Raw genomic sequence first — 21,770 nt, forward strand, 5'->3', positions numbered from 1 at the left:
GTTCGGGTCTAGCGGTGCCGAAAACCCCGCCCGCCTTCCCGCCCGCCCTCGGCACGCAGCCAGGAGCCGATCGGCCGTCCATCCATCATGCAGCGCGCAACGATGCGGTCATAGCTGCGGTGCCCGGCCACGCAGGTGAGCGTTCGGCCCATCGTCAGCGCGGCCAGCCTTGCCTTGGCGCGTCGCCCCCCGGCCTCTCTCGATTCGGGCGCATAGAAGTCCGCGAGCCGTATCTCGATCCAGCGATCGGGTCGACCGGCAGGTCCGACACACAGCCCGTCGCCATCGATGACATGGCGGACGGTGCCTGTGAACCGCGTACCAGGGGCAGGGAGCGCCGCGGTACAGGGGTCGGCATGCACAACCGTGGCCGTCAGGCAGCAGGATATGCCGGCAAACAATGCGACGGCGCGCAGCATGCTCGAAGCGGTGAACGACATGTCCCGGATCATCGGTATGTTCGGGTCGGCGATCAAGGATCGAGCATGTCGGCCGCCCACTCGGCGATCCACCCGGCGGTGATCTGATCGTGACCGATCTCGCCATCGGCGATCAGGTCGCGGATTTCCCGGCGAGCGTCGGCCAATGCCCGTTCCCACCGGTCGGATGGAGAAGGATCGGGAACGTCCAGTTCGAGGATGCCCTGCGCAGGAACGGCACGATCGGCCCGCTCGTACTGACGCGCCGTCCAGCGCGCCATATGAGCAGCGACCATCTGCCCGGTCTTCGATCGGCCGGCGGCATGGGCTTCCCGGCGCGCAGCGATGCCATAGGCCTGGCTGTCGATGCTGGCGATCCGGTCGCCGAAGCCGGCGGGCAGCGACAGTGCCGTGCCCTTGACCCCGAAGCCGTGCAGCCGGACCTCGGGAGGCAGGGTCCGGTCGAGCCGGTCGATCACGGCCACCAGGCCGTCGGGGCCGCCGACATGCCTCCGGCAGAGGCTGCCGACGCCGACCACCTGTCCCGGCCGCACGAGATGCGCGATACCGTCCCACGATCGCAGATAATCCTCGGGCCGCCGCCCCTGCAGCACGGGCATGAAGGCGTGCGCGATGCCAGCGTCGATGGCGCGCGCATGGCAGGCGCGATTGAGCTGGATGGTCCGCGCGATCCGGTCGAGCACCTCGTCGCGGTCCTGCGCGATCTCGGCCTCGCAGCACAGGTCGAGGCTGGCGAAGCGCCGGAACGGGAAGGATCCGGCGAGCGTGATATAATCGTCGATGGTCCAGGGGATGCCGCGTTCCTTCACCGCCAGGACGAAGCCCGCGCTGTCGAGATCGACGGATAGGAGGCCATGCGCGTTGGCGAGCGTGCCGGTGCGCCAGCCGCACCACTCGCGCCAGCCCTGGCGGCACTGCCAGCGCGAGAAGGCGTTCGCGGAGACGAGGACCGGCACCTGCATGGCACGGGCGCGATCGAGCAATGGCCCCCTGGACAGGCTGGGCAAGCCGACGACGATCTCGATCGCCACGGCTCAGGTCCGCCGGGGTCGTCCGTCGGAGTCGTAGCGCGCGGGGTCCGCACCCGCCACGTCCCAGCCGAACATCGAGCCGACCAGCATCGCCTCGATCTGCGCGGGACTTGCCTTGAACACGGCGTTGATGCGCTCGATCGTCATGCCGTCGGGAAGCGGCCAGTGCCCGGCCTGCCCGCGCTTTATGATGATCGGCTCGTGCGTGCTCGGCAGCACCGTCGCGCACATCTCGGGCAGTGCGGCGAGGATTTGTTCGTGATTGCGGTCGACCTCGGTCGGCTCGATCATGGTGATGGCTCCTGTACGAAACGGCGTTGGAGGGTGAGGTCAGGCGGCGCGCCAGCAGCACCAGCGCTCGGCGGCCTGCCGGGGCGTGAGGAGATCACGGCAGCCCGCGCAGTAGCGGCGGAACGATGCGTCAAGCACGAGGCCCGGATCGCGCAGGATCGCGATCACGGCGTCCTGGAACGGATCGTCGTCGTTGGCGGCACCGCGCTCGCGATCGAGAAAGGCCTGCAGCATCGCCGCCGATCCAGTGTGGGCGGCATAGCGCAGGAGCACGGCGACCTGGGCGGCGTCGGTCCAGCCGTGGTCGGCGGCCACCCGCCGGAACAGGGTATCGATCATCGGAAAGCTCCTCCGGGGGGATGCGGGTCGGGACGCTACCATCGCGTGCCTCAGTCGAATGGAAGGCCTGGCTGAAAAGGCCGGTTCACCGCGCCGCAGATGCCGAGCGGGCACATGCCGTAGCGGCCCTCACGGTCGGCGAGCAGGTCGCGGGCGGCATGCAGCGTGACGAACGGTCCGTAGTGACCACTGGGCCGGCGACAGCGAGTGCCTTCCCGGGCGCCGCAGGTCGGACAGACGACGGTGATGGCAGGATCACACGACCAAGTGCGATCGCAACCCGCCCGGTTACATCGGACGGGTCGGCACGAGACGCCAGCCATGGCTCAGGAACTCAGGAAACTACGAGACGCGCGTGGCTGGTAAAAGAGGATACGCGCATCGAGGTCGACGAGCGTCGCCCGGATCATCGCCGCGATTCGCTGCCAGTCGAGGCCGCCGCAACCGCAACCGAGCGCCGGCACGGCGACGCTCGCCGGCTCGAACCGTTCGATGCACGTCCGCAGCGCCGCCAGCCCGGCGTCGATATCGCCGTAGCGCGATCCATCGCGCCAATGCCGCTTGGTCGGCAGGTTGACGATGCGCCGGCCATCGGGAAGCCGCCACACATGCAGCCGGCCGGGACGCAGGCGACCGGCGAGGCAGACACGCCGATAGTCGTCGAACATGTCGGGATGGCGCCGCCGGAACGCGAGCGCGATCCCCGCGCCCATGACGCCGGCACAGTTGACGGCATTCACCAGCATGTCGGCGCGGGAGGCCAGGAGGTCGCCATCGACGAACGCGATCATGGGTGTCTCCGGATGTCGGGGAAGTCGGCGACGGACATTTCCGCCGCCCCGGATCAGGTGATGACGTAGCGCGCCAGGTGCTCCCAGCAGAGTGCGAGCGCATCGTCGGGCGTCCCGACGCTGCCGAGACCGACGTAGCGGCAATGCCCCGCCCGCACCTCGTGCGCGTGGACGTCGATCACGTCACCCTTGGGATAATGGATACCGCGGCGATCGTTGAACATCGCCGGTATGAAGGTCAGGCGATAGGGCGCGTAGAGTCCGACGTGGCGATCGGCCGGGCTTCGGACCCTCGCCTCGTCCGCGAGCTGGCGGAGCAGCTGATCGACCTCCTCGGCTTGCGTCGGGTACGCAGCACGCAGATGCGCGATGCGGATGGCCTGCCCGACCGTGCCGTAGCCGTCGATCCGCAGTCGCTCCATCAGCAGCATCGCCCGCCGCGCGGCGTCGAAATGGTCGGTGCAGGCGAACTCCTCGACCTGCGAGCGGCGATCGTAGATGACGGGCGCGAGGAAGTCCGCATCGAGCCAGCGAGCCAGGCCGTCTTCGAGCCGGTACGCCCAGGCAGCTGCCGCCTCGTAGTCGGCATCGTAACCCACCGCCAGCTCGCGGTACGTACCGAAGTCGTGGACGTTGCGCTCGATGTGGAAGGCGGCGCCCTCGGGCGGCTTGCCGTGGCAGGCGGTCAGCGCGGCGCGGTAACACAGGATTTCGAGCAAATTGGCCTGTTCGAACAGGTCGGTGATGCCAAGCTGGGCGCAAGGCTCCTCGGCTGGTGCGGGACCGATGTTCAGCGTTTCTCGGGTCATGGGCGGGCGTCCTCCTTGCTCGACGCCCGCCCACACACCCCTCTTCTCCGGTCAGGCGGCTTTGCGCTCCCATTCGTACAGTAGATGTGCATCGGGTTCGCGCTCGCTGCCCATCGCGATCCGTACCAGCCGACCGTCGCAGGCGAAGCCGGTTGCCCGAGGATAGCTGAGATGGCTGCCGCCGATCACGACATCGACCGAGCGGACCTTCTCGACCGTGCGTACGACGCCGAGGTTGCGGTTCGGCCAGGGGGAGTGGATCAGTTTGAGCGTATCGCCGAGTTTGATCGTCTTCCGGAAGGCGGCAAGCGACAGCTTCTGCTCGACCGGATGCGCGGTACCGCGCCGCGCCGCCAGCGCCGCCCAATAGGCCGCGCCGATCCGCACCTCGCTATATAACGCGCAGGACATATGATCCTGGTAGAAGTTGGAGCGGGTGAAACCGAACCGTTCGATCTGGTCGCGCACTGCGGTCTCGAACGCGCGACGATCGTCCTCTGCCGTCAGATCGTCGGGATGATCGAGCAGTTCGACCGTGATCTTGCGCCCGCCCGCGAACGTCTCGCTGCGCAAGCCGAAGTGGCTGCTGCCGAACGTCGCGGTGAGGTGATGCTCGATTCGCCGGCTCAGGTCGGAGAGCGGCTCGCCCGGGCGGTGCAGGTCGCCCTGATAGTGGAAGTTGCCGCGCTCGTCGGTCGGAGTCTGGCTATAGAGGGCGAGCGGCTGGATCGCCACATTCGTGTCGGGCATGCTGTGTATCCTTCGATGAGAGAATGACGCGCCCCGTCGCTCCCCCACGCGCGGTGGGGCGTGGCGGGCTTTGGATGTGGAATCAGATGCGCAGGGCGGCGGCGAGCGCCTCGCCGGTGGTACCGCTGTCGAGGTGGTCGGGATGGACGACGCACCAGCCGCCGCCGAACTCGCCGACCCGGGGCTTCGAGCAGCTCCAGCTATATTCGAAGCCGATCGGTGCCTGTTCGAGGCTGGCGCGGCAGCATCGCTGGGTCAGCGACGCGATGGCATTCGGCTGAAAGTCCGTGGTCCCGAACACGTGGACGACGCTGCGATCGGGATGCTCGATCGAATTGCCGCCTTCGATCCCGGCACCGAGCGACGGGAAGTCGGGATCGGTGAAAATTCGGCGCAGGCCGCTCCACGCATCGTCGCCGTCGGGCGGGAAGATGACGAAGAACTCCGGGCTCGGTGGATCGGGCTCGAAATCGTCGGCGAGGTTGGCAGCGGCGAGGAACGCCTCTTCGAGCAGTGCCATCTCCGCGTTCGAACAGGTGAAGGCGAAGCTCGCCTGGATCCAAGTCTCAGCCATGGGTCGCCTCCGCGCATTCGGAAGGCAGGTCGTCGACGATCACGAGCGGGCCCGGCGTGAAGTTGGCCTCGACTGCCCGCGCCTCGATCGCGGCGATGCTGCCCAGTTCGCGGATCGTCTCGAGGCTGAAGACGAACTCATCGTCCTCGGTGACCGCGTGGCTCCGCGGTTCACCCGATCCGGTGAAGACTTCCCGGTCCGGTCCGAAGCTGCCCGAACAGCGGACATAGGCCAGCCCATGATCGCGGCAGAATTGCTCGAGCTGCTCGAAATAGCCCCAAGCGACCTCATGGGCCTTCAGGTCGAGGGGAGTATCGACAGGCAGATTCTCGGGGTCGAAGGGTTCTCCCTCCCAATCGACGCGGAGATCCTCGTCGTCGATATGCTGTTTCAGGTCGTCCAGAAGCGATCGGGGCAAGGTGCCACCGATCGCGATCCGGGCCGATACACGGTCCGCCATGGTGAAACTCCGGGTCGAACACATGATCGTGCTCCCCCTTCCCTGCCCCCTTCCTCCTCGCATCATGGCGGGACGGCGCGTGCTGGATTGGCACTGGACACGACAGCGGATCGTCGCCCAGAACCGGGCGACCGACAGTCCAGCGAAAGATGTACGCGATGGCCGATGCCGAACAGCCCGACTATACGACCCTGACCGTCCAGCTTCTCACCGCCTATGTCTCCAACAACACGGTACCGATCGATCAACTATCCGGTCTGATCGAACAGACGCGGGCGACACTGGCGAAGCGGGACGAGGTGCCGTCGGCGCCGGAGGCCGAAGAACAGGACTTCACGCCGGCCGTCTCGGCTCGCAAGAGCCTCGCCTCGCGCGAGCACATCGTCAGTATGATCGACGGCAAGCCGTACAGGACGCTCAAGCGGCATCTGTCGACGCACGGCCTGACGCCCGCCGACTACCGCGCGCGGTACAAACTGCCCGACACTTATCCGATGGTAGCACCGGCCTATTCGGAAGCGCGTCGCGAGACGGCAAAGCGCCTTGGCCTCGGTCGCAAGCCCGCGATATCCCCAAGCGATGCGCCCGAGAAGCCACGACGCGGTCGCCGGCCGGCCGGCAACGTGCCGGAGGCCAGCTGACATAAGGCGGGAGGGATGGCATCCGCGAAGACACTCAACGCGAAGAACCTCGAAATGCTCGGGGCCGAGCGGCTGGCGGCTCTGCTCATGGATATTGCGGCCGGTGACGCCGCGATCAAGCGGCGGCTGCGTCTGGCGCTCGCCGGCGAGGCGAGTCCGGCCGATGCCGCGCACGAGGTGGCGAAGCGGCTGACGACCATTACGCGGTCGCGCAGTTTCATCGGCTGGGACAAGGTGAAGACCCTCGCCGCCGATCTCGAAGCATAGCACCGCGCGATCATGGACCTGGTCGCACCGCGCGATCCAAAGGCCGCACTCGACCTGCTGTGGCGCTTCGCTGCCTGCGGACAATCGGTGTTAGAGCGCAGCGACGACGGCAGCGGGCGGTTGGGAGAGATTTTCTGTAGCGTGGCCGAGGATATCGGACCGGTTGCGGTCGCCGCGCGGGCTGACCCGCTCACGATCGCCGAGCAGGCGTTCGAAGCGGTGCGGTATGACGAGTACGGCGTGTACGACCGGCTGATCCCCGCACTCGCCCCCGCACTCGGTGCGAACGGTCTCGCGCGCATCCGCGATCTCGCGACCGCGTGGCAGGCCGAACCGGTCGTCACCCCTCCGCAGAAGGATCGGAAGGCCATCGGCTGGGGTAGCGGCGGTGCGTTGTTCGCCGATCAGATCGACACCAGCCACCGCAAGCATGCCTCGGCACGATTGCTGAAGGAGGTCGCCGATGCCTGCGGCGATGTCGATGCCTGGATCGCGCAATATGACGCCAAGGGACGACGTGTTCCCGCGATCGCCGCGGGGATCGCCGAGCGCCTGCTCGCCGCCGGTCGCGCCGACGAGGCATGGACCGCCATTGAGGCCAGCGAAGCGGGACGCGGCGGCTGGGTGCCGCCGGAATGGGAGAAGTCACGCCTCGCGGTGCTGGACGCGCTCGGGCGGCACGAGGATGCTCATGCGTTCCGATGGGAACGGTTCACGACCGCGCTCGATACAGGTCACCTGCGCGCCTACCTACAGCGTCTTCCTGATTTCGAAGATTTCGATGCCGAACAGCGTGCCCTCGCCCATTCCCGCGCCTTCCCCGATGTGCACCGCGCGCTGGCGTTCCTGACCGCCTGGCCGGCGCTCGATCGTGCCGCGTCGCTGGTGCTCGAGCGGCCGGACGCGATCGACAGCAACCTCTATGAGCTGCTGACGCCCGCCGCCGAGGCGCTGGAACCGAAATATCCACTCGCGGCCACCGTGCTGCGCCGTGCGATGATCGACTTCACGCTGACGAATGCGCGATCCTCGCGCTATCGCCACGCCGCACGTCACCTTGCCGAATGTGCTGGTCTCGCACGACGGATCATCGATCACGGCGCCCTGCCCGACCATGACCGCTACCTCGCGCGGCTGCGCGCCGATCATGGTCGCAAGCCTGGCTTCTGGCGCGAAGTGGATGGGCAATGATGCCTGTTTCATGACAGGGCAGGCCCAGCGCCGCGTCCCGAATGCGACGCCTCCATCGACACGTTTCTCCGGCATGGGCTATTCCCAATGACTGGCATCAATACATATCGCTCCTCAGGCGGATGTGGAATGGAGCGATCGCATAATGGAAATGGCCGGACTGCGCGCACTTCACGCCAGCATGCGTGGCCTGCCCGTCGATATCCAGCAGTTCCGCTTCGAGGCCGGCGCGGTCGAATTCGCCTGCCTCTTCTCGGTTCGCGAAGCTCCGTTCGTACTGACGCTTACCTCGCGCACCCGAACCCCGGTCTTCTTCCGGTTCGACGTCCAACGCGGCTACAGGATCGATGTCTATCTCGGCGAACGATACCGCGATCTGCGTGACCTGCTCTTCGTCGACGGACGAAGTGGCAAGGCGTTCGAACCCACGACATTCTTCGCCGAGCTCGATCGCGCAATTCCGCGAACGGCACGTACCGCGGCGGTGCCGACGGCCGCTGCAATCGCGCAGTTGCGCCATGACATCGAGGAGCGCGACCGTCCCTGGTTCGATCGATGGGAACAGCGGGGCAGCGGTCCGAGTCGGCGCAACCTCGCCAAGACGCTCGCGCTGCTCGGTCAGGAGGCCCGCGACTTCAGCGTCGAAGCGAACAAGTCGAGCATATGGAGCGCGGTACCGACCCGGGGACTCTGGCAATGATCTCCCGGCGTCAGATCACTCCTTGATCCTGAAAGGTCTTTCGGTACCGCCGTTGATCGATGTTGCATGAACAGGACCGTCGGCGTTAATCGGACTATCGAATTCGCAAAGGACCGCGGCTCCATGAACAATGCCGAACTCGCCGAAACGCTCGCCGCCGATCACGGGATCGGCAAGGCCGATGCGAAGAAGATCGTCGATGGCCTGTTCGCCGCGATCGGTGAAGCGGCCGCTCGCGGCGAGGAGGTTTCGATCAACGCCTTCGGGAAGTTCAAGGTGAAGGACAGCCCCGCGCGCGATGGCCGCAACCCGCGCACGGGCGAGAAGATGACGATCAAGGCTTCACGCAAGCTGACTTTCCAGCCGGCCAAGGCCGTGAAAGACAAGCTTGCCGGCTGACCCCTGCTCATGTTCGCCGCGCTTCGACCCGGCTAATCCTACGTCTTGCCACCCGACCGATGAGACATCGGACGCGAGGATCAAGCTTGTCGGATCGCCGCCCGCCCGGATCAACCCGGCAGCGCGCCGTACCGACGGAGGTCATCCGCCAGCTTGTCGAACACCGTTCCGTAATTCGTCCTGCGCGTACATCCCCCGAAGTGCAGGGCAAGGACGCGTGGCGGCCGACCGGGTCCCAGATCGAAGATCGGCGACCCCGAATTGCCGCCCAGCGTCGAGACATCGTGGCGGATCGTCCAGCCACGCACATCGCCATCGAAACCCGGCTGCGCATCCACCTCGCCCGAGGCTGCGCGCTTGAAGCCGAAGCGGTTGTCGAAGACCTTGAGCAGCGCGCGTTCGGCTTCTTCGGCGCAGGCGAGTTGGTCGTCGGGCTTCTCTACGACGATCCTCGGTCGACCGGGGTAGCCGACGATGCCGACCGTCTGGCCCTCACCCGGTTCGTCGAGCGTCAGGGCGAGTGCACCCGGCAGGACGTCGCCCGCTTCCGCCGGCCCCAGGCGGAGCAGCGCCATGTCCAGTACGTCGAGGCCGGATCCCGTACCGACCACGTCTGACCCTGCCCATAGCACCTCCAGTACAGCGAACCGGCGACGAACAGATGATCCGTGCTCACCTGCGAAGTTCAGCCACCACAGGCCGTTGAGCGGAAACGGCCCGGACCCCGCTTTGCCGCCCCGGATCATGATCTCGGCGACATGTCGGTTGGTCATCGCGAGATCGGGGCCGACGACGAAGGCCGAGCCGGCATAGAACACGCCGTCCATCCACGGCTCGGCGATGCGGACATCCGATTCCACCCGGCCGACCGATCGCCCGATCGTCTCGATCGTCGCCGCCTGCCGGTTCATCAGGTCGATGAAGGGACCGTTGCCCATCGGCGGAAGCATCTTCCCGTCCTCGATGAAGGATACAGGACGCGAACCGTCCGCGATGACGATCGCCTCGACGGCGAAATCGTCGAGGACATGATCGTCGGGCACGCTCGGATCGTAGATCTGATCGACGGTGGAGCGAAAGAGATCGATCGTCGGACGCGAAAATGGCGTTTCCTGCCAATCTCTTGGCAGCAACGTATCGATATGCTGCTCGATGTCGCCTCGTCCTGGCATCGCGTCCGAAATGGAACCCGGCCCGGCATCCACGTTTCCGGACATCAGTATCTTTCGAACGGCCCCCTTTGTGTTCGCACCAGGCATTACGTCCTCCGACTCGCCATCATACCGCTATAGACTATACTGGGGCGGCGACTCGGCAAGGTCGCGTGCGGGGGCACGAAACATGCGGGCAATGGCGACGGGATTGGCCCTGGCACTCCTTCTGACAGGAAAAGCAGCAGTGGCGCAGTCGGTGGACGAGCTCAACGCGGACAAAGCGAGGCTCATTGCGCAAAAGGAGCGTGACGAGGCAGCCAGGCAGGCGGTAGACGCCGCCGCGGCGCTCAAAGCCGCGGAGGCGGCCGCGGCCGACGATCTCGCCCAGCGCAAACAGGCTGCCGAGGCCACCAAGGCGGTGCTCGACGCCGAGAAAGCCAACGTCGATCTGCAGGTCGCCAACGACAAGGCGGCGGCGGCGCGTCTCGAGCAAAAGGTCGGAAGCGTTCCCGACGCGCCCGCAATCACCGGCGGTGTCACCCCGCAGACGGGTGCGGGCAAGACGGAAGCGGCCTTGCTGTCTGCCGCCGCTTCCGCGGATGCGGCGCGGCAGATCGCCCGGAAGCTCGAGAATGTCGGCGGTCCGTTCATCGTGCGGGCCGGGACCGCCCGTCTGTCGCTCGATCAATGGGATCAGTTCGACGTCGGCATCAAGCTCATCGATGCGCAATTGGTTCGGGCGCAGTCATTGTTCGATACCGCCGAGCAGAGCAAGCCGACGCCGGCCGCACTCGGCACGGCCAGTGTTCGTGAAACGCCTTTTCTTGCCGCTGCCGGTGTCGGCATCCAAGCGCTGGCCAAGTTCGGCAAGTTCTTCCAGACCGAATATACGGCCGGCAGCATCGACCTGACGCCGGATGACAGCCTCCTCGTCGCCGATGTCGGCAACGCGCTCAAGTCGAAGGGATTGCTGCTTCCCGACATGTATCTGGCCGCCCGGCCGGGTACGACCATATTGCCGACGTTGCAGGCGACGGCGGCGACGGTGCAGACGGCAGTCGAGAACGCGACGGCGGCGGATCGCAGTGCCGCGGCGCTCAAGGATGAAGCCCAGAAGGCCGCCGATGCAGCCGTAAAGGCGGGGAAGCTGGCAGCGGCCGCGCGGTACGAGGCGGCAGCCGGCGCGGCCAAGGCGGCGGTGACCGCTTTCGAGGCGTTCACTTCGCGCATGTTGCAGGCCGACGAGAAGGGCCGGTTGCCGGTGACCGCGATCGCCGAGCAGAAGGTCATCGTCGATGCGCTTGCAGCGGGCCGGAAGATCCTCTTCGTTCACGTCCATTTCGCCGGCGGCAGTTATTATACCTACAAGAACCTCTGGACCTTTCTCGGCAAGATGCCCTTCCGGGTGTCCGGCGCCATCGTCGCGTCCTATACCGTGCTGGACGGCAAGACCGCCGCGGTGGTAGATACCGGATCGGTACGCGTGAGCGGCGGTTTCAAGACGATGCGCGAGGTCGCGCAATCGGCTGCTCCGACGCAATGATGGTTCGATGCGGCAACAGCGTCGCCGGTTCCTCAGCCGGATCGATTGATGCGATCATGACCCTGAAACCTGAGCGCCATCGCGGCTCGCCCTGACAGTCATGCCGTCAGGTCGACTGTGCCGCCTCGCACGGCCAAGAGCGATGCATCGAATTTAAGCGCGCCCGGCGATTGCAGGGACTTGCGCAGTTTCTCCAGGATCGTGTCCTGTTCGGACTCCTTCGGTGCTCCACCGAAATTGCGAATGACGGCGTCGCTGCCGGTCAGTGTCGCCTCAGTCCACCCCAATGCTGACCGGACGGCTGGACTGAGCGCGGGAAACAGGGACTTGACCGCCGCGGCCGATCCGCGAGGATTGCCTTCGAACGGAGCGAGCGTAGCCCACATCCGTCCAGCGAGGGCAGCTTTAGCGGTCAGGCTTTCATCCGAGGAGAAGCCGTCGCCTTTCGCAGCGGCCGCCAGTTCCTCATCCGTCAAGGATGATACGTCGAGGTGCCGCCCCCCATTTGCGGTATCGGCGACGATCCTGGTGCCTTGCGAAGCGGCCTTGGCATAATCCGCATCGAGCTTCTCACGTGCCGCCTGCCCGGCTGCTTTCGAAACAGGCACCGAACTCGGAGTCGAGCTTGCAGCAGGCGTATCGCTTGCGACCCTGGTCGCACCGATGTTGCTGCCTGTGCCGATTCCGACAGATCCGTAGCTTTTTGGAAACGTTGCGCTTGTGATCTGCATGCCTGGGCACCATGGTCTAGATTTCACCGTATCTTTACGGGAACCGGTTGACGCTTGGTTAAAGGCCCGGAACATTCCTGCTCCGGGCCTTCATCGATCATTGAATTCTGACAGTCCAGGCGTAATTGCCGAAGTTGTCGAGGTTGGTCAGTGTCACCGTACACCGCGCAGATCCTGCTCGCGACGTGCCGGTGCCGCGGGGTGTCCAGTATCCCTGCGTGCCGAGGATAGGGTTTCCTGGCGTGTAAAGACTCGAGAGGTTGAAGCGGCAAACCTTCGCACCACTGGTGTAGTCGAAGGCGACGGCGGAGTTCTGGCCGCAGCTGACCGTGGAGGTACCGCTCGTCGCACTCGGGGACACCGGCGTGAGCGCCGGCGAGGGAGCCGCACAGGTGTTGAGATAGGTCGGCGAAGCGACGGCCGTCGTACTGTTCTGGACGCGAATTCCCACGGAAGACGCGCTGGCAGAGCTGGCGGCTACAAGAGCCACAGTTGCAAAAGCACCAAGCACAACCTTCTTCATCGGCTCACTCCTCCATCGACGAACAATATTGATCGCCTCGAGTGATTATATTGACGCATTATGACTCTTTTTATGCGTAAAGACGTCCATAGCCGAATAAATCCTCCAATATGAAGGTAATAAATTTCGATCTATCCACGTCACTTGATAGATGAAAGTCCAGTCTATTTTTCAGATGCTGACTTTGAGTTGCAACAAACCGATATTATCTGCGACACGTCTTTAGAGACGGCAGCTTTGGTTGAGCCCGTAACGTGATCGCAAGCGGCGTGGTCGAAGCACCGAATTGCGAACTGGCCAGGACTTTGGTCTGGCGCCCCAAGACGATCGCGAGGCGCGGAGCATGTTTGAAGCGAGCCTGTCCGTGCTGATTGTCGCTTTGGCCAGCGCGCACAGCGCGCAGCGCCCACCCGACCGATCATCCACTGCTGAGGCGGATACAACGGACATCATAGTCACCGGTCGGCGGCGTAGGACCGGCGTGACCGATCGATATTCGGAAGCATCCATCCGAACGCTTGGCGCGATGACGATCGGAGAAGTGATCGCACGTCTCGAACGGCGTAATGGCGGTCGTCCATTCTCCATCATCGTGAACGGGCGTCGGATCGCCGACATCTCCGACCTGCGCGAGATTCCGCCTGAAGCCCTGGCAGAAATCGAAGTGCTTGCGAATGATCGCGCCGGCACGTTCGGCTTCCCGGCCGACAGGCAGGTTCTCAATCTCGTTCTAAAGGAACGGTTCGCATCGATCACAGGAGATGCGGCAGTCCGCGTGCCGACCGAGGGCGGTGGCTACGGTGGTACCTCGGCGATACGAAGTGCCAACATCCACCACGAGCGACGCTTCAATATCGTCGCATCACTTCAGGGTTCCGCCGCATTGAAAGGCAGCGAACGACGGCACCTTCTTGAGGACGAGCAGGATGGCGCGCTGGCTCGCTATCGGACACTCGTCCCTTCCAACAGAAGCCTGTCCGTCACATCCGGATTAGCCCTGCCGCTCGGCGCCGTCAGCCTGAACGTCTCGGGATCGGTCAGCGACACGCTCAGCCTTCAGCAATCGCGCTTCTATCGCGTTCCGTCGGTGCCACGCGATAGCGGCGAGGTCGTTAGCGGCGCGATCGATATTTCGCGAAGCCGCTCGATCGTCACCGGCGTCAGTGCCTCCGGGGTCTTCGGCCGCACCAACTGGACCGCCGAAATCACCGGCTCGGTGATTTCCAACCGCGTTCGCAGTCGGGCGTCCGATCGGGCCATTTCACTTGCTCAGCGAGACGTTCGGGCATCCGTCCTACCCGGGACATACTCGCCTCTAGCCAGCAGCAGCGATAGCACGAATCTCGACTTTTCTGTCATGGCAACCCGAAGTCTCGTTTCGCTTCCCGCCGGCGAGATTAACGCGAACATGCGGATCGGTGGGGGTCGGCAAACGGTAGCCGCTTCCAACACAGCCGATCGAGCAGAGCGTCGACAGCGCTTCGCGCAGGGGCGAACGCGGTGGCACGGCGGCGTAGACGTTCCTTTGATTGGACCGGCGATGCCTGGGTGGGGTAAACTGGGAACCGTATCACTCTCGATCAACGGTGATGTCGAAAGGGTTGGCGGCAGCAGTGCCAATCCCGGCTACGATACCGCCGTGACATGGCAACCTGTCGATGCCCTGTCGATCAGTCTCAGCAGAAACCGAACCGGTATCATCCCCGACTTGTCGAGACGCCGCGATCCGGTCGTCTATAGCGACGGTACGCTAGTCATTGATGCCAGAACCGGCGGTTATGCCATCGTAACCCGCATCGCCGGGGGCACGCCCGATCTCCAACGCACGTCGCAGATCGACACCGTCGCCAGGATCGGTGCCAACACATCGAGAGACACCCTGAACCTTTCGGCGACAGCCGAATACGCGAGTGCGCGCATCATCAACCCGATCGTTCCTGTCGCCTATCCAAGCGCATTCTTCCAGCAAGTCTTTCCCGACCGCTTCTCAAGAGACGATCGAGGGGCGCTGACGGTGATCGACACGCGGCCGTTCAACGCTGCGGACGAACGTCGCGACGTCTTGCGAGCCAATCTTCATATTTCGAGCACCGGCCGCGGTCACGCGTCGACTGCCGGGTCAGAAGAACGACGCAACGCTGTCGAATGGGACTTCAGCCTTGGATACGAATGGACCATGAAGGATGTTCTGCGTCCATTCGGCGGTGTCGGCAGCATCGATCTGCTCAGAACCCCGCTCGACGGGATTCAGGGAACACCGCGCCACAAGCTGAATATGGAAGCCAGCGCCGCACGTAAGAACATCACTATGCAGCTTAGCAGTCGATGGCGGTCCGGTGCCCGCGTCGACAATCTGACCGCGACGGAGCGTTCCGGCATCATTTACGCTGCCTTCTGGACGACCGATGCCGAAGTCACCATCACGCTGGACCAAGACCAGAGCGCCGATTCTGTAAAGGGTTCGACGCGGCTTTGGTTGTCGGTGGAGAACGTCTTCAACAGACGATTGTCGGTGGTCGATCTGCAAGGCACCACGCCACCGGCATTTCGACCGGTGTTTCTCGATCCCATCGGTCGCATCGTATCCGTTCGGCTGAGCACGCCATTTTGATCCCAGTTAGTTCTGTTTATGGCTGCCATCTACGACTGATCCAAGGGGCATCTTCCTCGTGTCGACTGGCATGAACGGGCGTACGCAGTACTAAATAATCTCGATGGACACGCGACAGATTCATGACCCAACGTATTTTACCTCCATTTTGGCGGTAATCGCTGGCCTCCATCATTCCGGTGCGAGGCGGGGTTCACATCGGTAGAGATTCTATGTTTCACCTGATGGCCGTGAATATTCAGATAGACGTCAGGCGCGGGATCGACAATTCTCTTTCCCGGCGACAGTCAGTGTCGTCCGTTGGGGGAGATCGGGCATGTACGACCAATCCATCGTGCCGCGGGCGACCGACGGCTATCATCATCCGGCCAGCGAAGACGATGTGATCGCGCTCGTCCGCCATGCGGTCGCGCACCGGCTCCAGATCCGCGTGCGCGGCGCCAGCCATTCGACGGCGTGGAGCATCTTCACCGATCCTGTCGACGGTTTCCCGGCCAACCATACCCTGGCGTGCGACCCGCCACCCGGACCCAATCTCGACCTCGTCATGGACCGGATGATCGATCTCGTCTGGATCGACGAGGTGAAGGGCATCGTCGAAGTCGGCGCGGGCATCCATCTCGGCCCGGACCCCTATAATCCGATCGGCCCCTCGACGCCGGAGAACAGCCTGCTCTACCAGATCTATGAGAAGGGCTGGGCCGTCAACGATCTGGGCGGCATCACCCATCAGACGGTCAGCGGCTTCTCCGCGACGGGATCGGCCGGCGGCTCGCTGATATACGATTTCGACAATATCGTCGCCTTTCGGGTCGTCGATGGTCGCGGCGATGCCGCGTGGATCGAGCAGGGTGATCCGATCTTCGATGCGATGCGGGTGTCGGTCGGCCTGCTCGGCATCGTGGTCCGGGTGCGGCTCCAGCTCGTGCCGATGTTCGATATCTATGGCCAGGAACTGACGGTGCAGATCGACGACCCCGCCTGCCCGATCGACCTGACCGGGCCGGGCGATGCGACGCGGCCGTCGATGGCGCACTTCCTGACGGAGACGCCGTACAGCCGGGTGCTGTGGTGGCCGCAGCGAGGGGCCGAACGTCTCGTCATCTGGCAGGCGATCCGCCAGGATTCCGGCAAGCCGTCGACGATCATCCCGGTGCCCTATCAGGAATTCACGCCGGACCTCGGCGGCTGGGTCGAGCAACTGCTCGGCTACGTCTTCTATACGCTGCTCGGCAATCACGGCTTCGCGGCGACGGTGCCCAAGCTGCGCCGGGGCTATGCCCGATTCGCGCATTGCGTCGCCCGGATGTGGGCGGGGCGGCTCGGTCGGCCGGTCGCGGTCTTCCTCGCCAACGCCATCGCCGGGCTCATCGGTGTGCTGCTCGCGATCCCGACGCTCGTGTTCCTCCTCGCCCCGGGTCTGCTCGCGAGGCTCTTTCCCACCGCGCTCAACATCTTCCAGCCGATCAGCAAGCCCGGCCGGCCGACGCTGTTCCAGGACCATTACTGGCGCAGCCTGTGCATGGACAACACTGCCGACGACATATTGATGGGAACCGAGTTCACCGAGATCTGGGTGCCGATCGGCCGTACCGAACAATGCATGAAGCTGCTGGACGCAATGTTCCGGCAGCGCGGCACCCAGGCGATCGGCTGGTTTTCGACCGAAGTATACAGCAGCACGCCGAGCAAGGCATGGCTCAGTCCCGCCTATTCGGACGGTGGGGACGAATGGCGGAATGGCGTCGCCCGCTTCGATGTGTTCTGGTTCCGCGGCAATGCCGGCGAACCGCAGGCGGCGGAGGGCTTCTTCCGCCAATATTGGGATCTGTTCCGCGACGCGGGCGTCCCGTTCCGGTTCCATTGGGGGAAGTTCGTGCCGTCCTACGACTTCCCGATCTGGGCGGAGCATTACCTGCAGACCCTGCCCCGCCTCAACGATTTCCTCGCGTTGCGCGCCGAACGCGATCCGCAAGGCGTCTTCTTCACCGGGTACTGGAGAGAACGGCTGACCGGCCGGGCCTGAAATCATGTCCATGCGGTCGGAGTGCGACATTCCGTCGTCGGCAAAACGGAGAACGGGTCGCCCCCGGATCCACGAGGCGCTACCGACACCATGTCACTATTCCCCGGAACGTGGATGAAGCCGCGCGCCGAGCCCAGCGTGGCGTTGGTGGCAGGTCACTCTGACGGCGACGAGGTCGTGACTTGAAGTACACGGGGTATGTTGGTGGCGATAATCAGCCTTCGATCACCCCAAGGATTGACACCGCCCGGCCGACCGGCACGAACAGCCGTGTGCGATACTGGATGATCTCGGTGAAACAGCCAAGCGACTTCAGCCACTCGCGCTTCTCGGAGGGATAGCCGCGGATTTCGAGCCGGGCATCGCCATTCACCAATGCGCGGTGCAGTCGCGCCTTGCCGAGCGCGGGGAGTGGCCCGCCTTCGGCTGCGGCGGCAGCGGCGATGATCTCGTCGACGGTCAGGCGCGGCACGGCGTCGGCACCGAAATTCTCTGCCAGCCGGCCGAGTGCCTGCGCGGGCACGATCCGTCCCAGCTGCGAATATCCATGGGCATCGGCGATGCGCCAGACGCGGACGGTGTCGTCGGGCAGCTTGTTCCACACCGGCAGCAGCAGTCCGGTCGCGATCGTGATCGTCTCGCGGTCGAGCCGGTTGCGGGCATCGTCCGCCTCTGCGTCCCAGCGCGCGCGGAACTCGGCCTCGGCGATCGTCTGCCACTGCGTGTACCAGAGCTTGTCGAACGCGATCCGGTCCGAGCCGATCGGTCGCACGAGCCGGCACATCGTGATCGGCCGTCCCTCTTCGTCGGTGATCGACCAGGATGGTACCCGCAGCGCGACGCGATCGGATTTGCGGTTGTGCAGGAAGGCGATGTCGCCAGCCCGGCCTTCGGCGTTCATCAACTCCGCGAACGTCGTGGCGTGGCGGTGGATATGAAGATCGAGCCGTTGCAGCCTTGTCTCCGCGCCCGTGTCGGGATCGCGACGCAGTAGCCGATCGTCGAGCACATCGACCCGTTCGGCCAGGATCGTCTCGACGCCGACGTCGAGCGTGCCGGCGGCGCGCGCGGCATCGACGCGGGCTTCGATCAGCCCGAGATATTCATCGAAGATCGCGTTCTGGATAGCGATCCTGAGTGCCAGGATACGGTTGAGCCAGCGCTGGATCGGCGGGAGCCGTTCCTTCAACGCGCCACCGTCCTCGGCCAGCGACAGGCCCGTCATCGCCTCGAAGTCGGTCAGCCCGACGCTGGTGAGCTTGCCTTTCTGAAGCAGTCGATACCATTGCACGAGCGCCTCCTTCGCCAGATCGCTTTCGAGGTTGTCGGCGGGATCGAACAGGTTCTGGCTGCCGGTCTGGCGTTGACCGCGAGTGAGCGCGCCGAGCGCATCGAGCCGCCGTGCGATGGTCGAGATGAAGCGGCGCTCGCCGCGGCAGTCGGTCGTCACCGGACGAAAGACCGGTGGCGTCGCCTGGTTGGTGCGGTGCGTGCGCCCGAGGCCCTGCACCGCGTTGGCCGCGCGCCAGCCGGGTTCGAGCAGGAAGTGGATGCGGCGGCGGCTGGCGCTCTGCGTGGCGCGGTCGCTGTGATACGACCTCCCGGTCCCGCCCGCCTCGCTGAAGGCCAGGATATGCTTGCGCGCCGACATGAAAGCGTCGGTTTCGGCAAGGTTCGCACGACCGCCGCGACGCTCCACTTTCTGCCGGCCGGCGGCATCAATGACGATGCGGCGGCTGCGGCCGGTCACCTCGGCGAAGCGTTCCGTGCCGAAGTGGCGGACCAGTTCGTCGAGCGCGGCCGGCACCGGCGGCATCGCGCACAGGTCCTCGATCAACGCGTCACGCGCTCGGATCGCCGCCTGGCACAGCACCGGGTTGCCGTCGAGATCGGTCATCGGTTCGGAGCGCATCGTGCCGCCGGCATCCCCGAACACCCGCATCTGACGGGTCGGGAAGGCACTGGTAAGGTAATCGATCATCGACTCCCGCGGAGACAGGTCGAGATCGAGGCTGGCGCGCTCCTCGGGTGTCAGGGCGGCCAGCCGCCGGTCGAGGACCGCTTCGGCGGTGGTAACGAGTTGGACGACGGCGGAATGGCCGGCATCGATCTCGCGTTCGACCGCGGCGATCACCGAGGGCATCTTCATGCCGATCAGGAGCTGCGAGAAGAAGCGCTGCTTGGCGGACTCGAACCGCGACAGTGCCGCGCCCTTCGCCTGGGCGTTCAGCGTCTCGCCGTCGACCCGGTCGACGATGCCGCTCGCCTTCAGCGCCTGATCGAGCCCGCGATGGATCACCGCCCACGCATCGGCATAGGCGTCGTAGATCCCGATCTGGTCATCGGTCAGCTCATGCTCCAGCGGGTCGTATTCGACCCCGGCGAAGCTGAGCGCGCGGGCGGTGTAGCGGCCCATCGCCTTCAGGTCGCGCGCGACCACCTCCATCGCCGCGATCCCGCCCGCCTCCATCGCAGCGAGGAAAGCCGAGCGCGTGTCGAATGCGGTGCCCGGTCCCCACAATCCCAGCCTCCCTGCGTAGCAGAGGTTGGCGGGATCGGTCGCGCCGGTCGCCGAGACGTAGAGGATGCAGGCGCGCGGCACCGCGTTCTGGAGGCGGACACCGGCGAGCCCCTGTTCGGAGCCTTTCGCGTTACCGAACTCGGTCTCGGTGCCGGCGGCGTTGGCCATGCCGTGCGCCTCGTCGAAGACGATCACGCCGTCGAAGTCTTCGCCGAGGAACGCGAGGATCTGCTGGAGCCGGGATGCGTCCTCGCCACGCTGCGAGCGCAGCGTGGCATAAGTCATGAACAGGATGCCACTCGTCATCGGGATGGTAATGCCGATCGGGAAGGCGTCGAGTCCCTGGATGTCGACGGCGAGCCCACCAAGCGCGCTCCAGTCGCGGCGCGCATCCTCGACCAGCGCCGCGCTCTTCGAAATCCAGAGGTGGCGGCGGTGTCCGCGGCACCAGCGGTCCATGATGCAGGCCGCCGCCTCACGGCCCTTGCCGACGCCGGTGCCGTCGCCGACGAAGAAGCCCATGCGATAGGCCTTGCCATCGGTATGCTCGACCAGCTGATCGCCGGCCTTGTTAGGCTGGAATCGTCCCGGCAGATCGCGGTCGAACGCGGCGCCGGCGAGGATCACCGTTTCGAGTTGCGCATCCGACAGGGCGGCTACGGCGCGGGTGGGGAGTCGCGGCCGGTAGGTCACGGGCGGCGGCAGCACCGAGGCCATCGCCAGCGACTCGACCAGATCGTCGGGGTGCGGTTTCGCGCCGGGGATGTCGATGCGCGCCAGCCGCCACGGGGCGTAGATGCCGACCGCTTCTCCCGCCGGCCGGGGTTCGTCGCGCAGCGTGTAGCCGAGCAGCGGCACCTCCTGCTCGATGGTCGGCGCCGGCACGGGTGCTGCCAGCCGCCGCGTCCCGACGCCGCGGAGCAACCCGCCCGGTACGGGCGACCGGGGCGCGGTGGGACGCTGGACGATCGGCGCGGCGGGCGGTGGCTGATCGTCGGGATCGAAGCGATCCGGGATGGCGAGTATGATCGGCAGTGCCGCCTCGATCGTATCGGCGATATGATGCGTCGTCGCGCCGAGCCAGCCCTTGTCGAAGACGATCAGCCGGACGGCGATCGAGGTGCCGTGTTTCGCATAGACGTTGCCGCCGATCGTGATCTCGACACGGGGTCGTGCGATCTCGGCGACGCTGGCATAGCCTGCCGCACCGGGACCGTCCGCCATGAACGAGGGTGGCATGATCGCGACGCAGCGGCCGCCCGGCGCCAGCCGTTCGAGTGCCGAACTTAGGTGCCGCGCGCCGGCATGACGGTCGCGCCCGCGCGCCTCGCTACGACTGAAGGGCGGGTTGATGAGGACGACGGTCGGACGGACCTCACGGGGAAGCAGGTCGTCGATGTGGACAGCGTCATGGGTCGACACCGGCTGGCCGAGCGCGTGCGCCAGCAGGCCCGCGCGGGCCGGATCGCGTTCGTTGAGCGTCAGCGACGCCCCGGCGCGGCGGGCGTGAACCGCGAGCATGCCTGTACCCGCGGACGGTTCGAGGACGTGATCGTCCGACCTGATCGCCGCCGCCTGCCCTGCCAGCCACGCAAGCGAGACCGGGGTCGAGAATTGCTGCATCTCGATCTGGCCTTCCGAGCGATAGGTCTGGGTCAGCAGCGATCGTTCGAACCGGCGCAGCGCCGCGAACACCACCTCGCGATCGGTGCGCGGATCGCAAGGCCAGCCGGCGCGGCTCTGCACGAGCACCTGCGCCGTCTCGAGTGCATCATAGGCCTCGCGCATCGTCCAGGCGCCATCGGCGTCGGAGCCGCCGACACCTTCCTGCATCAGCCGCTTCAAGGTTTGACGGGTCACGGTCTCGCCGCGGTCGAACAGACGGGCGATCGCCTGCGCGACGACGAACAGGCGCACGGATCGGTCGGGCTCGCCACCATCGGTGGCGAGCGCCAGCATCGGCTGGGTCATCAGGAAC

The 21,770-nt window shown here is 65.4% G+C and carries 19 protein-coding genes and 1 pseudogene; 7 read left to right on the forward strand and 13 right to left on the reverse strand.

Features of this window, described 5'->3' with window-relative positions:
• Window positions 1-8: 8 nt before the first annotated feature.
• The 9 genes from QLH51_RS12860 to QLH51_RS12900 form a co-directional block, all read right to left on the reverse strand.
• The gene (locus QLH51_RS12860; RefSeq protein WP_206429151.1) at window positions 9-476 is read right to left on the reverse strand and encodes a thermonuclease family protein; all 468 of its coding nucleotides are present in this window, start codon (window positions 474-476) and stop codon (window positions 9-11) included.
• On the reverse strand, window positions 473-1,471 hold the full coding sequence (locus tag QLH51_RS12865; protein ID WP_125659967.1) for a deazapurine DNA modification protein DpdA family protein: 999 nt from the start codon (window positions 1,469-1,471) through the stop codon (window positions 473-475). Before QLH51_RS12865 ends, QLH51_RS12860 begins: the two co-directional genes overlap by 4 nt.
• 3 nt (window positions 1,472-1,474) lie before the next feature.
• The gene (locus tag QLH51_RS12870) at window positions 1,475-1,762 is read right to left on the reverse strand and encodes a hypothetical protein (RefSeq protein ID WP_125659964.1); all 288 of its coding nucleotides are present in this window, start codon (window positions 1,760-1,762) and stop codon (window positions 1,475-1,477) included.
• Between the two features lie 39 nt (window positions 1,763-1,801).
• Window positions 1,802-2,101: a hypothetical protein gene (locus QLH51_RS12875; protein WP_125659961.1), complete on the reverse strand. Its 300-nt coding sequence runs from the start codon at window positions 2,099-2,101 to the stop codon at window positions 1,802-1,804.
• Between the two features lie 326 nt (window positions 2,102-2,427).
• Window positions 2,428-2,892 (reverse strand): macro domain-containing protein, encoded by a 465-nt coding sequence (locus QLH51_RS12880; protein WP_125659958.1) that lies wholly within the window; start codon window positions 2,890-2,892, stop codon window positions 2,428-2,430.
• A gap of 53 nt (window positions 2,893-2,945) precedes the next feature.
• Window positions 2,946-3,701 carry a hypothetical protein gene (locus QLH51_RS12885; RefSeq protein WP_125659956.1) on the reverse strand — a complete coding sequence of 252 codons (756 nt, stop codon included), beginning with the start codon at window positions 3,699-3,701 and terminating at the stop codon, window positions 2,946-2,948.
• Window positions 3,702-3,752: 51 nt separating this feature from the next.
• Window positions 3,753-4,451 carry a hypothetical protein gene (locus tag QLH51_RS12890; protein WP_125659953.1) on the reverse strand — a complete coding sequence of 233 codons (699 nt, stop codon included), beginning with the start codon at window positions 4,449-4,451 and terminating at the stop codon, window positions 3,753-3,755.
• Between the two features lie 82 nt (window positions 4,452-4,533).
• The gene (locus QLH51_RS12895) at window positions 4,534-5,025 is read right to left on the reverse strand and encodes a hypothetical protein (RefSeq protein ID WP_125659950.1); all 492 of its coding nucleotides are present in this window, start codon (window positions 5,023-5,025) and stop codon (window positions 4,534-4,536) included.
• The gene (locus QLH51_RS12900) at window positions 5,018-5,485 is read right to left on the reverse strand and encodes a hypothetical protein (protein ID WP_125659947.1); all 468 of its coding nucleotides are present in this window, start codon (window positions 5,483-5,485) and stop codon (window positions 5,018-5,020) included. The genes QLH51_RS12895 and QLH51_RS12900 overlap by 8 nt, the downstream gene beginning before the upstream one ends.
• Window positions 5,486-5,643: 158 nt before the next feature.
• On the opposite strand from QLH51_RS12900, the gene QLH51_RS12905 reads away from it, so the two are divergent.
• The 4 genes and pseudogenes from QLH51_RS12905 (at window position 5,644) to QLH51_RS12925 (ending at window position 8,683) form a co-directional block, all read left to right on the forward strand.
• Window positions 5,644-6,126, forward strand: coding sequence for a MucR family transcriptional regulator (locus tag QLH51_RS12905; protein ID WP_125659945.1), 483 nt, complete (start codon window positions 5,644-5,646; stop codon window positions 6,124-6,126).
• Window positions 6,127-6,141: 15 nt separating this feature from the next.
• A pseudogene (locus tag QLH51_RS12915) lies at window positions 6,142-7,584 on the forward strand (DUF6880 family protein).
• A 151-nt stretch (window positions 7,585-7,735) separates the two neighbouring features.
• Window positions 7,736-8,284 carry a DUF6037 family protein gene (locus QLH51_RS12920; RefSeq protein ID WP_206429146.1) on the forward strand — a complete coding sequence of 183 codons (549 nt, stop codon included), beginning with the start codon at window positions 7,736-7,738 and terminating at the stop codon, window positions 8,282-8,284.
• Between the two features lie 123 nt (window positions 8,285-8,407).
• A complete protein-coding gene (locus QLH51_RS12925; protein ID WP_125659939.1) occupies window positions 8,408-8,683 on the forward strand; it encodes an HU family DNA-binding protein in 276 nt (91 codons plus the stop codon).
• A gap of 110 nt (window positions 8,684-8,793) precedes the next feature.
• Here the strand turns inward: QLH51_RS12925 and QLH51_RS12930 are convergent, their stop codons facing one another.
• A complete protein-coding gene (locus tag QLH51_RS12930) occupies window positions 8,794-9,855 on the reverse strand; it encodes a trypsin-like serine peptidase (protein ID WP_164516187.1) in 1,062 nt (353 codons plus the stop codon).
• A 178-nt stretch (window positions 9,856-10,033) separates the two neighbouring features.
• Here QLH51_RS12930 and QLH51_RS12935 point away from each other — a divergent pair, with 178 nt between their 5' ends.
• Entirely contained in the window at window positions 10,034-11,380 is a 1,347-nt protein-coding gene (locus QLH51_RS12935) for a hypothetical protein (RefSeq protein WP_164516186.1), read from the forward strand.
• Between the two features lie 98 nt (window positions 11,381-11,478).
• On the opposite strand, the gene QLH51_RS12940 is transcribed toward QLH51_RS12935, so the two are convergent.
• Together QLH51_RS12940 and QLH51_RS12945 are read right to left on the reverse strand one after the other, a co-directional pair.
• Window positions 11,479-12,111 (reverse strand): hypothetical protein, encoded by a 633-nt coding sequence (locus QLH51_RS12940; RefSeq protein WP_125659929.1) that lies wholly within the window; start codon window positions 12,109-12,111, stop codon window positions 11,479-11,481.
• A gap of 97 nt (window positions 12,112-12,208) precedes the next feature.
• Window positions 12,209-12,634, reverse strand: a complete 426-nt coding sequence (locus QLH51_RS12945) for a hypothetical protein (protein ID WP_206429145.1) — start codon at window positions 12,632-12,634, stop codon at window positions 12,209-12,211.
• A gap of 343 nt (window positions 12,635-12,977) precedes the next feature.
• Between QLH51_RS12945 and QLH51_RS12950 the strand changes: the two genes are divergently transcribed.
• On the forward strand, window positions 12,978-15,245 hold the full coding sequence (locus QLH51_RS12950; protein WP_125659926.1) for a hypothetical protein: 2,268 nt from the start codon (window positions 12,978-12,980) through the stop codon (window positions 15,243-15,245).
• A 316-nt stretch (window positions 15,246-15,561) separates the two neighbouring features.
• Window positions 15,562-17,271, forward strand: coding sequence for a D-arabinono-1,4-lactone oxidase (locus QLH51_RS12955; protein ID WP_125659923.1), 1,710 nt, complete (start codon window positions 15,562-15,564; stop codon window positions 17,269-17,271).
• 214 nt (window positions 17,272-17,485) lie between these two features.
• Here the strand turns inward: QLH51_RS12955 and QLH51_RS12960 are convergent, their stop codons facing one another.
• Window positions 17,486-21,763 (reverse strand): strawberry notch-like NTP hydrolase domain-containing protein, encoded by a 4,278-nt coding sequence (locus QLH51_RS12960; RefSeq protein ID WP_125659920.1) that lies wholly within the window; start codon window positions 21,761-21,763, stop codon window positions 17,486-17,488.
• Window positions 21,764-21,770: the final 7 nt, after the last annotated feature.

Origin of the sequence: Sphingomonas sp. 2R-10, from assembly GCF_030062225.1 — a bacterium.
In the GTDB taxonomy this organism is placed as follows: Bacteria; Pseudomonadota; Alphaproteobacteria; order Sphingomonadales; family Sphingomonadaceae; genus Sphingomonas.